Annotated in this window: 10 protein-coding genes; 2 read left to right on the top strand and 8 right to left on the bottom strand. The window is 70.6% G+C overall.

All coding sequences use genetic code 11. From position 1 onward, the window contains the following. From NBW84_RS13270 to NBW84_RS13235, 8 genes are all read right to left on the bottom strand, one after another. Positions 1–1,748 (bottom strand): SpoIIE family protein phosphatase (locus NBW84_RS13270; RefSeq protein WP_445548707.1); only part of this gene is annotated, 1,748 nt, incomplete at its 3' end. 424 nt (positions 1,749–2,172) lie between these two features. Further along, complete coding sequence (locus NBW84_RS13265; protein ID WP_250284990.1) at positions 2,173–2,886, bottom strand: NAD(P)-binding domain-containing protein; 714 nt, start codon at positions 2,884–2,886, stop codon at positions 2,173–2,175. Positions 2,887–3,290: 404 nt separating this feature from the next. Continuing rightward, on the bottom strand, positions 3,291–3,581 hold the full coding sequence (locus NBW84_RS13260; protein WP_250284988.1) for a hypothetical protein: 291 nt from the start codon (positions 3,579–3,581) through the stop codon (positions 3,291–3,293). Positions 3,582–3,945: 364 nt separating this feature from the next. Then, positions 3,946–5,361, bottom strand: a complete 1,416-nt coding sequence (locus NBW84_RS13255) for a cytochrome P450 (protein WP_250284985.1) — start codon at positions 5,359–5,361, stop codon at positions 3,946–3,948. 467 nt (positions 5,362–5,828) lie between these two features. After that, complete coding sequence (gene mhpA / locus NBW84_RS13250) at positions 5,829–7,652, bottom strand: bifunctional 3-(3-hydroxy-phenyl)propionate/3-hydroxycinnamic acid hydroxylase MhpA (RefSeq protein WP_250284983.1); 1,824 nt, start codon at positions 7,650–7,652, stop codon at positions 5,829–5,831. A 306-nt stretch (positions 7,653–7,958) separates the two neighbouring features. Next, positions 7,959–9,119: a 3-oxoacyl-[acyl-carrier-protein] synthase III C-terminal domain-containing protein gene (locus tag NBW84_RS13245; RefSeq protein ID WP_250284981.1), complete on the bottom strand. Its 1,161-nt coding sequence runs from the start codon at positions 9,117–9,119 to the stop codon at positions 7,959–7,961. A 620-nt stretch (positions 9,120–9,739) separates the two neighbouring features. Further along, the gene (locus NBW84_RS13240) at positions 9,740–10,906 is read right to left on the bottom strand and encodes a 3-oxoacyl-[acyl-carrier-protein] synthase III C-terminal domain-containing protein (RefSeq protein ID WP_250284979.1); all 1,167 of its coding nucleotides are present in this window, start codon (positions 10,904–10,906) and stop codon (positions 9,740–9,742) included. 937 nt (positions 10,907–11,843) lie between these two features. After that, the gene (locus NBW84_RS13235; RefSeq protein ID WP_250284976.1) at positions 11,844–12,269 is read right to left on the bottom strand and encodes a winged helix-turn-helix transcriptional regulator; all 426 of its coding nucleotides are present in this window, start codon (positions 12,267–12,269) and stop codon (positions 11,844–11,846) included. Positions 12,270–12,367: 98 nt separating this feature from the next. Between NBW84_RS13235 and NBW84_RS13230 the strand changes: the two genes are divergently transcribed. Further along, entirely contained in the window at positions 12,368–13,144 is a 777-nt protein-coding gene (locus tag NBW84_RS13230) for an SDR family oxidoreductase (RefSeq protein WP_250284974.1), read from the top strand. 368 nt (positions 13,145–13,512) lie between these two features. Continuing rightward, the coding region (locus tag NBW84_RS13225) for a PPOX class F420-dependent oxidoreductase (protein WP_250284971.1) at positions 13,513–13,832 on the top strand (320 nt) is incomplete at its 3' end.

Here is a 13,832-nt window from a genome sequence, read left to right as displayed (position 1 = left end):
TCACCGGTGCCGGTGGGGTCGCGGTCGGTGGTCAGCCGGGTGATGACGTCGTCGAGCCGGGCGAGCAGCTCGTCGGGGGCGGGGTCGGCGTCGGCGAGGGTGCGTACGGCGGTGCGCAGCCGGCCCATGGTGGCGGCGGCGTGGATGCCGTGGCCGACGACGTCGCCGACGACGAGGGCGACGCGGGCGCCGGAGAGCGGGATGACGTCGTACCAGTCGCCGCCGACGCCGGCCTCGGCGCCGGCGGGCAGGTAGCGGGAGGCGACGTCCACGGCGGCGGAGCAGGGGAGGTCATGGGGGAGGAGGCTGTGCTGGAGGGTGAGGGCGGTGGCGCGCTCGCGGGTGTAGCGGCGGGCGTTGTCGAGGCAGACGGCGGTGTGGGTGGCGAGCTCGTCGGCGAGCAGGAGGTCGTCGGAGGTGAAGGGAGCGGGGTGGCGGTGGCGGGTGAGGACAGCGGCGCCGAGAGTGGTGCCCCGGGCCCGTAGCGGGACGATCATGGCGGAGTGGGGGGTGGTGGTGCCGGGGAGCCAGGGGGCCGGGAGCCAGCTGGTGAGGGTGGGATCGGGGAGCGGGTAGATGGCGGGCTGGCCGCTGGTGAGGGCATGGGCGAGAGGAGAGCCGGCGGGGTAGGTGGTGGTACAGCCAAGAGGTGCGGTCGGGCCGCTGGGAAGGGCGGCGGCGTAGCCGATACAGCGCAGGGGGAACGGGGCGCTGAGCGGGCCAGGAACAGGTTCGCTGCCGTGGTAGACGGTGTCGAGGAGAGCGACGCTGATCTGGTCGGCGAAGCGGGGGACGGCGATGTCGGCGAGCTCCTGAGCGGTGCGGGTGAGCTCGAGGGTGCTGCCGATGGCTGTGGTGGCCTCGTTGAGCAGGGTCAGGCGTTGCTGGGCCCAGTACTGCTCGCTGATGTCGATGGCGGCGGTGAACGTGCCGTGGAGCCGGCCGGTGGGGTCGCGGACCGGAGAGGTGCGGACCGCCCAGGCGCGCTTGCGGGTCTCGCCCTGCGCGCGGCTGAAGCTCTCGTGGCGGGCCGGCCGGCCGGTGGCCATCACGTGGCGGAGGTGGTCCCAGGTTGCCTGGTGGGCGGGGTGGGGTAAGGCGTCCACCAGCCGGTGGCCGCGTAGGTCGGTGTCGGCGCTACCGATCATGCGGGCGGTTTCGGTGTTCAGCCGGCGGATCCGCATCTCGGTGTCAGTGATCGACAGACCGATCGGGGCCTGTGTGAACGCCCAGTCGATCAGGAGCCGGTCGTCCACCGGCGGCTCTCCCGCTTCCCGCGGTTCCCCTGGCTCCCGGGGGTCGCACGCCTGCCCGTTATGAGCGGCCGGGTAAGGCGCCTCGAGGGGCACGGGGCCGGCGTGGAGCGCGGCCACATACCACACGGTGACAGCCCCGGCGGCGTCCAGGAGAGGATGAGCGCGGACTCCCAGGGGGAGGATACGGCCATCACGGTGACAAACGGAGATGAGTCCTTGCCAGCTCCGCCCGTGCGTGACGGCGTGCCGGGCCGGCGCCGGCAGCGTGTCGGCGAGCAACGTCCCCACGGCTGTCCCGATGATCTCCGCCGGGGTGTAGCCCAGGAGCTGCTGTGCGCTCTCGCTCCAGCCTGTCACGATCCCGTGCGCGTCCAGCGCGGCTGTCACGCCGTCCCCCGCCAGGCGGCCGCCCGGACACCCCGCCAGCCGGTCGGCCGGTTGGTCATCGGACCAGTCAGCCGGTGTGTCCGTACACGGTCTGTCACCGTTCATCGGATCCCGCCTTCTCGTGAGGCCGGGGGCGAACCGGCATCGTCATACCCTACTTATCTTCTCTTCACCACCTTTTCATTTCCGTTTCCGGGTCTCCTTACCATCCTGGTCCGCGGGTGCGGGCACCCTTGATTCCGTGTGCTGGCCGGCATCATCGGCATGGTTCGGGCGCTTTCGCGCATCGCCCCGCAATACGGCGTTCGACGCTCACGTAATGTGCCCTTATCGCCACCGGGCAGCCGGCCGTTTTCGGAGGACATATCGGGATGCCCGGCGGCGAGGGCGGGCGGCGCTCACCGGAAGCCCGGCGGGGAGGCCGGCCGGGGATCCGTGCGGAAGGGGGATGCTGAGCGCCGGGGCACGGCCACCGTACGCCGCCGGTCATCACCGGCGGCGTACGGCCGGTCCAGATGGTCGTTCCGGGTCAGTTTCCGCTGGTATCGGCATAGCGGCGGGCGGCGGCCAGAGCCGCGCGGACCGCCGCCGCGCCGGCCGGTACCCCCGTCGCCGGGAACCCCTCCTGCCCGCTGCCCGGGCTCCGGTCGAAGTACAAGGCCGCATAGGCGGCTGTGTCGCGCTGGAAACGCCATCCCTCGGAGAGCGGGCCGGCATCGACGGCGTCGTAGCCGACCGCGTCCAGGAACGCGGTCACCGCCGCTTTCGCGCCCGCGTCGTCCCCGGCGATCGGCAGGGCGCTGCGGTCGGGTGCCCCGGCCGGCCGGGCCAGCGACAGCAGATGCCTGAAATAGATGTTGTTGAACGCTTTTACGACCTTGGACGTCGGCAGGTGGTTCTGGAGGAGTTCGCTGGTCGTGGTCGATTCGTCGTCAAGCTCGGGAATCTGCCCGTCCCGTTGCGGGTAGTAGTTGTCGGTGTCGATGACGGTCTTGTTGACGAGCGGTTCGACGGGCACGCTGCGGTAGGCCCGCAGCGGAATTGTCACGACCACCAGGTCCCCGGCTTCCCCGGCCTGGCCGGGGGTTGCGGCGCGGGCGTGCGGGCCCAGCTCGTCGACCAGCTCCTTCAGCGTCTCGGGCCCTCGTGAGTTGCTCAGGACCACGTCATATCCGGCCGTGACGGCCAGCCTGGCCACCGTGCTGCCGATGTTCCCGCTACCGATCAGTCCGATGGTTGTCATATCCGGCCCCAACCACCGGCTCTCCGGTCGATATTCCCGGGAACGGGGTGTCCCGGCGGTCCCTGGTTCGGCATCCGTTGCGGCGTAATCAGGACAAAAGTATGTGGTCGGGATGAAAGTCCTGAAAGCACCGCCGCTGACGCGGCCTCGTGGGCGGTGTGGGCGGTGCGGGCGGCAGCGCCGGGGAGGCGAGGAGGCACCGAGGACGGTAATCCGTCACGGCCGGAGCGGCACCGTGGTGGGCAGGGCATGACGCCGTCCGGCCGAACACGGCGGACGCGGTGATCCGCTGGTGGCCGGTTGCCCTGTCCCGTGCCCTGTCCCGGCCGGCACAACATGGGGAATCCGCTGTCCCGGCCGGGACGGTGCGGGTGGGAAATTATTACCGGCCGGTCCTGGGGGAGTTAGTTCGGGGCTCCGTTGGACAGTCCTTCGGAAACGGCGTTCCCGGCCTGGGAGAAGGCGCTGGAGAAGAGGCCTTCCACTACGCCGGAAATCGCGCCCAGGGCGTTGGAGCCGGCGCCGGCGGGAGAATCTCCGCCGGTGGCGGGATCCGTGCCGGTGGCAGGATCGGCGACGGTTACGGCGGTGTCGGTACCGGTGGGCAGGGCACTGGCGGGAGCGGTGCCCAGGAACACGGCGAAAAGCCCGGTGACAATGGCGACCACGGCACGCCGCAGGGTTCTGGCAGTCATTTTACTCCCAGCGGATACAGGTGACGGATGTTCCTCTTCAAAGGGTAGGCCGGCCGGCAGGGTATCGGAACCCGAAGGCCGCGCACTGTGGCGCCGGCTTCATCACAATGTTCCGCACGGCGCCCATGTACACGGAAGGAGTCAGGATGGCCCGGCCATTGGTCGGCCAGCCGGCCGGGTCGCCGGGCGGGAGAACCGCGTTTCTGGTGGCCGGCCGCGGTGAAAGGGCGGCCGGCGGTATTCCGTTCGCCCGTGCTTTCCGCCCGGGAAACGCCGGGGCCGGGGCCGGGCGCGGTGTGTCGACGGCCACGTTCGCCGGCTCGGCCGGCACGAAACGCCGGGGCCGGGCGCGGGCGGTGTGCCGTCAGCCGCGGCGACGGACGGTCATCGGCAGTCCGTCCCGGGGGCGCAGGGTCACCAGCGGCTCAGGTGTGATCTCCAGGCCCGGGACGGGCTCGAACGTCCAGTGGCGAGCGATCGTCGCGAGCGCGAGCACCCCCTCGGTCCGGGCGAAGCTGTTGCCGATGCACTGGTGCGGGCCGCCGCCGAAGGGGAAGTAGGCGTAGCGGGGCCGGTCGGGGTCGGCCCGGTCCCCGATCCAGCGCTCCGGGTCGAAGCGTTCCGGTTCCGGCCACCATTTCTCGTCGCGGTGGACGACCCACTGGCTCAGCAGCAGCGTCGACCCGGCGGGCAGCGGATAACCACCGACGACGCGGTCCTCCACCAGGTACCGGCTCATCGCCCACACGGGCGGGTAGAGCCGCATCGACTCGTTGAGCACCGCGTCGGTGAACGGCAGGCGGGGCAGGTCCGCGACCGTCGGACACCGGCCGGCCAGCACGCTGTCGAGTTCGGCGCGCAGCGCCGCGGCCACCTCGGGATGCCGGCCGAGGAGGTGAAAGGTCCAGGTCAGCGCGTTGGCGGTGGTCTCGTGGCCGGCGAGCATGATGGTCAGGGCCTCGTCCCGGACCTGGGTGTCGTCCATGCCGTCCCCGGTGTCGGCGTCACGGGCGGACAGCAGCAGCGACAGCAGGTCCTGCCCTTGCGCTCCCTCACGGCGGCGGCGTTCGATGAGGCCGTAGACGACCTGGTCGAGGGCCTGGCGAGAGCTGCGGCGACGCCGGGCCGAGGGCAGCGGCAGCCGTTCCAGCAGCTCGAAACCGGCGTGCAGGGCCTTGCGGGCGGCCACCGTGTTCTCGCTGATGGCGGCCCGGATCACGGCCACGATGTCGCTGTCGGTATCGGCGTCGAACAAGGTCTTCGTGACCATCGCCAGCGTCATTTCGATCATCTCGTCGTGGACGTCGAGACGCTGCCCGTCCCGCCAGCGCGCGGCCCGCGCGTCGGCGATCGCGGCGAACGTCTCGCCGTACTCGAAGATCCGCTGATGGTGGAACAGCGGCTGCATGAGCCGCCGCTGCCTGCGGTGCAGCTCACCGGAGCTGGTCAGCAGGCCCTGCCCGAGCACCATGGTGAGGGGCTGCACCGCGGTGCCACGGGAGCCGGGGCCACGGCGGACGAATCCCCGCCGGTAGGAGCGGTGCGACCCGACCAGCACGTCGGCGATCGCGTCCGGATCCGCCACCAGGAACGCCGAGAGCGGACGGGACGACAGCCGCACGACCGGGCCGTGGGTCTGGCGCAGGCGGACGAGGCCGGCGAGCGGATCGGCACGCAGCAGCTTCCTCGCCGCGCGCAGGCCGCCGGCCGATCCCGGAACAGTGCGCACGCGTACGGGCACGGGCCCTGGCGTGACGGCGGCAGGCGGGGTAACGGTCATCGCGGACCCTCCTCGGGAACACGGGCGGGGGCAGGGGGTGCTCGACCAAGCAGGACGACCGGCAGACTGATCTTCACGATAATCGCGATCTAGGCGGTGCGGCGGGAGACAACGGCCACGTCCGTCCGCCGGGACCCGTCCGCTCTGGCGGTTCGGCGGGTACTCGGCAGCCCGGGCGGGCGTCCGGCCGGGAACGCGCCGACGGCGCTGTCCCCACGCGCACCGGAGCAGCCGGCCGGCAGGTCCGGGGTGGTGCCCGCACGCCCGGACCGATCGATCGAACCGATCGATCGGGAGCCTGGTAACCGCCGGGCGTGATGGGCATCGGACAGGAGGAAGCATGCCGGCAGCGCCTGATACGTCAGATGCCTGATACGTCGGATATCTGATACGTCGGATATCTGACATGTCGCCCACGGCACATCACCGTGGAGGGCGTGAAAATCCCCGCGGCGGCGGAGACCGCCTCAGTGTTCCTGAGCCCCGGCCGGCCACGGTCGAAGATCTGTCGAATTCGGCCCAACCGGCGTACGGGTGTGACGGCCTCGCACGGCCGGCGCCACTGACAACGGGCTGCGGTGGCCACCGCTTCGAGCCGACCGGACCGGACGCGCGGACGGGGGGATGTCCCGTATCCCCGCGGACACGAGCTCGTGGCGCCATCGGATCAGGTCGAGGGAGCGGGTGGTGGTGAACACGGTGTGGTCCGGTCGCAGCAGCACGGCGTTGGCATGGTGGCGGGTCAGCCAACGGCCGAGCGCCCCGCTCGTGTCATGGATGAGCCTGACATCGTCCGAGGTCACCGGAAGAGGGGAACTCGGCGGGACGATGCCGACGTAACGGGTGCGCAGCCGGGCGAAGAAGGCCCGGGTGTCCTCGCCGATGCTGGTGGCCCAGCTGAAGGCGAAGATCCAGCCGGTGCAGCGGGCGAGGACGGCGAAGCCGTCTCCCAGCAGGTCGTCCAATGGGATCTCGACAGGTGCGCCGGTGGCGGCGGTGGTGCGGACCAGCGGCTGCGGGCACAGCCGTCCGGCGGGCTGCTGGCGGCCCGGCAACGGCCGCGACGCCGGTCGGACGAGCGGGCCGGGGCGCAGCGGCGGGCTCGCCGAGCGCTCCATCAGCCGTTGGAAGACGGGCAGCCCGGCGGCCTGGACGAACAGGGCCTGGCGCGCCGGGCCCACGACGGTTGTGCCGCTGGTCATCGTCCGGCCGAGCATGACCGCCATGCGGACCAGCTGGCGGGCATGTGGCCGGCGCTCGCTCTGGTAGCTGTCCAGAAGCCGCTCGTCGGCACGGCCGGCCAGGACGAGGCCGAGTTTCCAGGTGAGGTTCGCCGCGTCGCGGACGCCGGCGCACAGCCCCTGGCCGAGGAACGGTGGTGTCTGATGCGCGGCGTCACCGAGGAGGAACACCCGGCCGCGGCGCCAGCGCCGGGCGACGAGCGCGTGGAAGGTGTAGGCGGTCTGGCGTACGACGGTGAGCTGTCGTGGGTCGACGTCGCCGAGCCAGGGCGCGACGAGCTGGTGGATGACCTCGGTCCGGGACAGTTCGTGGGCGGATTCACCGGCCCGGATCTGGAACTCCCAGCGGTAGCGCCGTGAGCCGATCCGCATGTACGTGGCGGCGCGGTACCGGTCACAGACCTGGTGGATGCCGTCCCAGTTCGCCAGCGGCCGCTCGCTGCGCACGTCGACGACCAGCCAGGACTGGGTGAAACGCAGATCCTCCATGGTGGTGCCGACGGTTGCGCGGGTGCTGCCGTTCGCGCCGTCGCAGCCGAGGACGGCGTGGGTCCAGACCTGCTCGAGGCGACCGGAGACGTTGTCCCGGATCGTGACGCGCAGCGGGGCCGGGCCGTGGGTGTGCCCGGTCTCGACGGCGACGGCTTCGGCGCCGCATCGCAGCTCGACGTGCGGGAAACGGGTGAGTCCCCGGCGCAGCACCTCCTCCAGCATGGTCTGGTCGAACATGTTGGCCCCGGGATGGCCCTGCCCGCTGTCGACGGGGTCCCGCTGGAAGCGGGCGAACGGCCGGTGGTCGGCGTTCAGCAGCTGTAGGCCCAGCGCCGGTCTGGTGATGGCCCGTACGTCGTCGGCGAGACCGGCGGACTGCATGATCCGCAACGTTTCGTCGTCGAGATGCACGGCCCGGGGCAGCGGGTAGACGCCGTGGTGGCGCTCGACGACGAGGCAGGCGATGCCCTGCCGGCCGAGGAGATTGGCCGCTGTCGTACCGCTGGGCCCGGCGCCGATGATGACGACGGGAGTTTCTCGGGGGGTGGGCGACGGCATGCCGGGCATCCTTCAGGTGCTGCGGGGCGGGGACGTGCACCGGCCACGGCCGGTACGGCGCGGGAGACCGGGAGACCGGGACCGGGCGGGCGGCATCGCCGTGGCTGTGCCCGGCGCCGCGCCTCGTGTCGCGCGGAGTGCGGCGGACGTCCCAGCACCCCGCGTAGATCATCGGATGTCGGCGGGCCCGGGCAGCGGCGGAGCGGCGGAGTGGCGGCTGCCGGCGGCCTGGCCCGCACAGGCCACCGGCAGCCGCTGGTGGCCTGTGCGGTTGTCGGCGTTCTGCCAGTGGGTTTTCAGCAGGTGTCAGTGGGCTTTCAGCAGGGCGGCGAACAGCGTCAGGCCGGGGCCGAACCCGAGGGCGACCACTACTTTGCCCGGTGGGATCTCGCGGGTCTGCAGCAGCCGCTGGAGGATGATCAGGACGGTCGCGCTCGAGCAGTTGCCGTATTCGCGGAGGATATCGTAGGAAGGGGCGGTCGCTTCCTCGCTGAGCTGGAGCTGGTTCGCGACGACTCGCAGGATGCGCGCGCCGCCGGGGTGGATGGCCCAGCCGTCGACGTCGTCGAGGGTGTAGCCGTGTGTGCTCAGCAGCGTGGTGACGAGACCGGCGACATGGCGTTCGAGCACCTCCGGGACCTGGGGCGACAGCCGCATCCGGAAGCCGTGGTCGGTGACGAGCCAGCCCATGTAGTCACTGACGCTGCTGTCCGTGCTCGCCATCACGTCGACGATTTCGAGCTGGCTGGCAACGGCGCTGGCTGGGCGCTGCTCGGGCGCGACCACGACGGCCGACGCCCCGTCAGCGAACAGCGAGTGCGCGACGATCTGCTCGAAGTCCTCGATGGTGGGGCTGCCCGCGTGCAGGGTGGGTGATTTTGGCTGGGCGTGCAGGCTGGCGAGCTCGACGCAGAGCAGGAGCGCGGGCCTGCCGTGGACGGCGACGTATTCGGCGACGGTGCCGAGGCCTGGGACCGCGGCGTGGCAGCCCATGTGGCCGATGATGACGCGGCGCAGGTTCGCCGGCATGCCCAGTTCGTGGGAGAGCCGGATGTCCAGGCCCGGGGTCACGTAACCGGTGCAGGAGACGACGGCGAACAGGCCGAGGTCGGCGGGTGCGATGCCGGCCGAGGCGAGGGCGTCGGTGACGGCCTGGCGGCCGAGGGGGAGCGCTTCGGTGAGGTAGCGGCGCATCCGTTCGCCGGTGGTCCACTCGGTGCTGGGTTCCCTGCGCGGGTCGACGGCGTAGTGCCGGCTGACGATTCCGGACGAAGCCCATACTTTTTCGGCGAGCGGGTTGGCCGCGAAGTGCTCGCGGAAAGCCTCCCACAGGTCGTCCTGGCTGAGCCGCGGCGGGGTGGCCACGGCGGTGCCGACAATGTACGGCCGGGCGAGGCTGCGAACGGCAGGGGTGCCGGCGAGAAAAGTGGACGTACCCGGCAGGTCAATCTGCTCGGTCAGCGTCATCTGGTCCTTCCTTAGGTACGGAGCACATGGTCACGGCTTGCGAGCCGGTATCGGCCCGGCGGCGTGTCCGGAGCCGTCGCGGGCAGGGGCTGCCCAGCTCGCGGTGCCGGGGTTTCGCTTTCTTGCTTCCCGTACATCACTTCCGTGCCGTTCCTGGCCTGTGTCGTTGTGCCGCGATGACACAGGTTTCCGCTCGTCACGGCGTGGGTGTTCCGGATCGTCGGTCGACGCCCAGGATTTCCGGCGTTTCCCTCCTGTCGCCTTGCGATATGTTTCCGGGCCCGGGTGCGGTGGTCTGGAGGAACGGGCCGCCGCTGAATTCGGGTCCGTTGTGCGAGCCTCCCGGCCTCGGCCGCCGCTCCGCCCTTCGAAGCTGGTCCCTCGTACACAGTAACACGAATCAATTACTCTGTGTAACTGGGATTGGCGCTGTTCAGGAGGCGAGAACGGCCGCCGGGCCTCGGGCGGGTAGCGGAGCCCGGACTCGTGCCAGGACAGGTCGCGGCCGGCTGTCTCCGCCTGCTTTCGGGGCCTTCCGGACGTGAATGGTTCATACGGCTGGTTCTCGAACGGATCTCCTGAAGCCCGGTCATCGGCCGCCGGCGGCTTTCGGCCGGTGGTCAGTGGGCTTTCAGCAGGGCGGCGAACAGCGTCAGGCCGGGGCCGAACCCGAGGGCGACCACTACTTTGCCCGGTCGGATCTCGCGGGTCCGCAGCAGCCGCTGGAGAACCATCAGCACGGTGGGGCTGGCACAGTTGCCGTATTCGCGGAGGATGTCGTAGGAGGGGGCGGCCGCTTCCTCGCTGAGCTGGAGCCGGTCCGCGATGACCCGCAGGATGCGCGCGCCGCCGGGGTGGATGGCCCAGCCGTCGACGTCGTCGAGGGTGTGGCCGTGCGCGGAGAGGAGGCTGGTGACGAGGTCGGTGACGTGGCGTTCGAGCACCTCCGGGACCTGGGGCGACAGCCGCATCCGGAAGCCGTGGTCGGTGACGAGCAGGCCCATGTGGTCGCTGACGCTGCCATCGGTGAGGGCCGTGACGTCAAGGACTTCCAGATTCGCCGTGCCGCCTGCCGGAAATGTCCGTCCGGAAGGCGCGACCACCACGGCGGCGGCGCCGTCGGCGAACAATGAATGCGCGACGATCTGCTCGAGGTCGTCCCGTGTCGGGCTGCCCGCGTGCAGGGTGGGTGATTTTGGCTGGGCGTGCAGGCTGGCGAGCTCGACGCAGAGCAGGAGCGCGGGCCTGCCGTGGACGGCGACGTATTCGGCGACGGTGCCGAGGCCTGGGACCGCGGCGTGGCAGCCCATGTGGCCGATGATGACGCGGCGCAGGTTCGCCGGCATGCCCAGTTCGTGGGAGAGCCGGATGTCCAGCCCGGGGGTGACATGCCCGGTGGATGACGCGACGGCGAACAGGCCGAGGTCGGCGGGTGCGATGCCGGCCGAGGCGAGGGCGTCGGTGACGGCCTGGCGGCCGAGGGGGAGCGCTTCGGTGAGGTAGCGGCGCATCCGTTCGCCGGTGGTCCACTCGGTGCTGGGTTCCCTGCGCGGGTCGACGGCGTAGTGCCGGCTGACGATTCCGGACGAAGCCCATACTTTTTCGGCGAGCGGGTTGGCCGCGAAGTGGTCGCGGAAGAATTCCCACAGGTCGTCCTGGGCGACTCGTGGCGGGGTGGCCACGGCGGTGCCGACAAGGTACGGCCGGGTGCGGCCGCGAACGGTGGCGGTGTCAGCGAGAAGGGCGGCTCGGCTCGGTCGGCCAGCTCGCTCCGTCAGTGTTGTCATGTGGTCCTTTCTGGAGTGCGGAGCATTCGGTCGCTGCCAGGCGCCGGTCCCGGTCACGGTCGATGTCGGCCTGGCGTGTCTGTATACGGATAAATCGGTTTGTGGAGATTTCCGCCCGGTCGCCGCTGACTGATCGAATGCCATGTTCGCGGGCGCTCCCGCTCGGTGAACCGGGGATTTTCGGTCTCCGGCGGCGCAAAGGAGGCACGGTCACGTCGGGAGGCACGGTCACGTCGTCTTTGATCCCCGGTCATGCCACCTGGGGGCCCCGCTGCCCACCACGGTGCGGGAGACCGGCCGGATCGCCGGCCGCGTCGGCCTGCATCCGCTGGACGCGCCCCGATCGGCGGCCGCGCGCCGGCCGGCTGTCCTGGACACGCGGCAGCCGGCCGCCCAACGCTTCGTCCGTGGCCGGCGGTGTGCTCTCGTGGCCACCGCGGGAGTCCGCGGCCCGATTCGCCGGTTCCGGCCCGCTGCCCCCTGACCCCAGCGCATCTCCGCTCCTTGAACTGATAAGCGCCAAATCAACCGCTCACTGGATCCAATCTCTTACTCAGGGTAACAGTTGCTGACAACTTTACGCGATGGCTACTAGGAGTCGTGTTAGAACTACCTGGAGTGACTACCGAGTAATCAACGGCTGTCTTCCGGGTACCTTCCTGGAAGCTGTCGCCTATCTGACAGTGGACGGCGATGTCGCGTTCCCGTTGTGTCCGGGACTGTCCGCTCGGCAGGCTGCTACTCGCGGCATTTGTTCGGATGCGGGAAGAAGGTTCACGTCGGGCCCGGATGGATGCCCGTACGAGAAGGCTCGCCGCTCCGAGCCGTTGACGGTGCGCTGCGGGGCGGGGTGGTGCGAGGAGCCGGGCGGTGCGGGGTGAGGGGGGTGGGGCGGGGCGGGGCGAGGAGCCGGGCAGCCCGCCTCCGGACGCGGCTTTCAGCCGGGCTGGCCCTCTGATCGCGCGTCGTGGCGCTCCTGCGCGGCGCTGACCAGCCGGGCGTGGTCCCGAATCCAGATGAACAGGTGTTGGAGAGGCTGGGTCAGCCCCTCGCCGAGCGGGGTGAGGCTGTAGCTGACCCTGGGCGGGGACGAGGGCTCCACCGCGCGTTCGACCAGACCGTCCCGGACAAGGGTGCGCAGGGTCTGGGAGAGCATCTTCTCGCTGATTCCTTCGATCTTCGTCCGCAGCTCGTGGAACCGGAGCGGGCCGGTGGCCAGCCCGGTGAGGACCAGTACGCCCCAGCGGCTGGTGACATGGTCGAGCACCACGCGAGCGGGGCAGTCACTGCGGAACGCGTCGTCGGCCGCGTCGTCCGGGAGGCTCTCGGGGGGCTGCGGACGCACTGGCACGCCGCAAAGCATACTCGGGTATCGCTTCTTACTAAAAGTAAGCCCCTATACTCTGGTTACTGGAGGGGCGGTAGCGGGGGCCCGTGCCGGAGTCCTGGGATGGAGGCGCGATGAGTGGATCACGCGAGGTGGCGCTGGTCACCGGTGGAGGCCGTGGCATCGGCGCGGCGACAGCCCGTGAGCTGGGCCGTCGCGGCTACCATGTAGTGATCAATTTCCGGGGCAACGCCGATGCCGCCCGCGCGGTTGCCCTCGAGATCGAAGCCGTGGGGGCGACGGCCGAGTGCGTCCAGGCCGATGTCTGTGATCCTGCTCAGGTCGAGCGGATGGTCGACGGCGTCCTGGCTGACCGGGGCCACATCGACGTGCTGGTCTGCAACGCCAACACCGTCGCCCCACCGTTCGGCCCGCTCGCGTCCCTGGCGTGGAAGGACTTTATCGACAAGGTCAGCGGTGAGCTCGCCGGGGCCTTCTTCGTCACCCAGCGTGTACTGGCCGCGATGCGCCACCGTGGCGGCCGGATCGTGTACGTCTCCAGCAGCGCCGCCGACTATGTCGGGTCCGGCAGGCTCTCCCACTCGACGGCGAAGTCGGCGCTGAACACCTTCAGCCGCCATGTCGCCGCGGAAGCGGCGGCACACGGGGTCACGGTCAACACGGTCGCCCCGGGCGCGGTTCGCACCGAGGCGACCGCGGCGATCTTCACGCCCGAGCGCGAGAAGCATCTCGCAGCCCACTCGGTCCTGGGACGCGTGCTCGAGCCCGAGGACATCGCCGTGGTGATCGCGCAGACCGTTGACGCGGGTATGCGCGGCGTCACGGGAGCGCTGATCCGCGTCGACGCCGGCTTCGGCGTGCTGGTCGGCGGGCCGTCGTCCACCGCGTGACGTCCGCGGGAGCTGTCTTCCCGGAGAAGCCGGGCGCGGAAGCGTGCTTCGGGACGCGTTCTTCAGGCGGCCGAGCCGCCAGGTGGCCGGACAGTCTTCGCGCGGCCGCACGACAGGGTACGACCGGGCCTGTTCCGGCCACGGTCCCGCTTGTCCGCTCCGGGTGGTATCCGTCCGGCCGCCGTTTTCCGGTCACCCGGCCATTTCCCCGGTCACCGGAAGCATTTCTGGGCATTCCGCTCTGCTTTCCGGCCGGCTTGCCCGGCAGGCGCCGGGTCCCGGGCGTGCCCCGGTTCCGGCCGGAAACTTTCTCGGCACGCCTGGGATTATCCTGAGCCTGACCTCGATGTCGAGCGGAGAGGAACTTGATGGCCACACTCAACGAGGACGCCCGGAATCTGCTGAGCCGGCCGGTGCATGCCTGGGTGACCACCCTGCGTCCGGACGGGGCGCCGCACAGCACGGTCGTCTGGGTCGACGCGGACGGCGACGAGATCATTTTCAACACGGCGGTCGGCCGGGCCAAGGAACGGCACCTGCGTAAGGATCCACGGATCTCGATCGGTGTGCTCGACCCGGACGACGCCTACCACCTGGTCAGCGTCTCGGGGACGGCCCGTCTCGAGGCCGACGGCGCCGACGCCGTCATCGACCGGCTCGCGAAGAAGTATCTCGGCGTCGACAGCTA

It is taken from the genome of Protofrankia sp. CiP1_Cm_nod2 (assembly GCF_920664355.1).
Classification (GTDB): Bacteria; Actinomycetota; Actinomycetes; order Frankiales; family Frankiaceae; genus Protofrankia.
This window is presented reverse-complemented; position numbering and strand designations above follow the sequence as displayed.

Excerpts from the sequence above, each read along its gene's own strand:
- NBW84_RS13265 (WP_250284990.1), bottom strand. The coding sequence starts at position 2,886 with ATGACAACCATCGGACTGATCGGTAGCGGGAACATCGGCAGCACGGTG.
- NBW84_RS13260 (WP_250284988.1), bottom strand. The coding sequence starts at position 3,581 with ATGACTGCCAGAACCCTGCGGCGTGCCGTGGTCGCCATTGTCACCGGG.
- NBW84_RS13255 (WP_250284985.1), bottom strand. The coding sequence starts at position 5,361 with ATGACCGTTACCCCGCCTGCCGCCGTCACGCCAGGGCCCGTGCCCGTA.
- mhpA (WP_250284983.1), bottom strand. The coding sequence starts at position 7,652 with ATGCCGTCGCCCACCCCCCGAGAAACTCCCGTCGTCATCATCGGCGCC.
- NBW84_RS13245 (WP_250284981.1), bottom strand. The coding sequence starts at position 9,119 with ATGACGCTGACCGAGCAGATTGACCTGCCGGGTACGTCCACTTTTCTC.
- NBW84_RS13240 (WP_250284979.1), bottom strand. The coding sequence starts at position 10,906 with ATGACAACACTGACGGAGCGAGCTGGCCGACCGAGCCGAGCCGCCCTT.
- NBW84_RS13235 (WP_250284976.1), bottom strand. The coding sequence starts at position 12,269 with ATGCTTTGCGGCGTGCCAGTGCGTCCGCAGCCCCCCGAGAGCCTCCCG.
- NBW84_RS13230 (WP_250284974.1), top strand. The coding sequence starts at position 12,368 with ATGAGTGGATCACGCGAGGTGGCGCTGGTCACCGGTGGAGGCCGTGGC.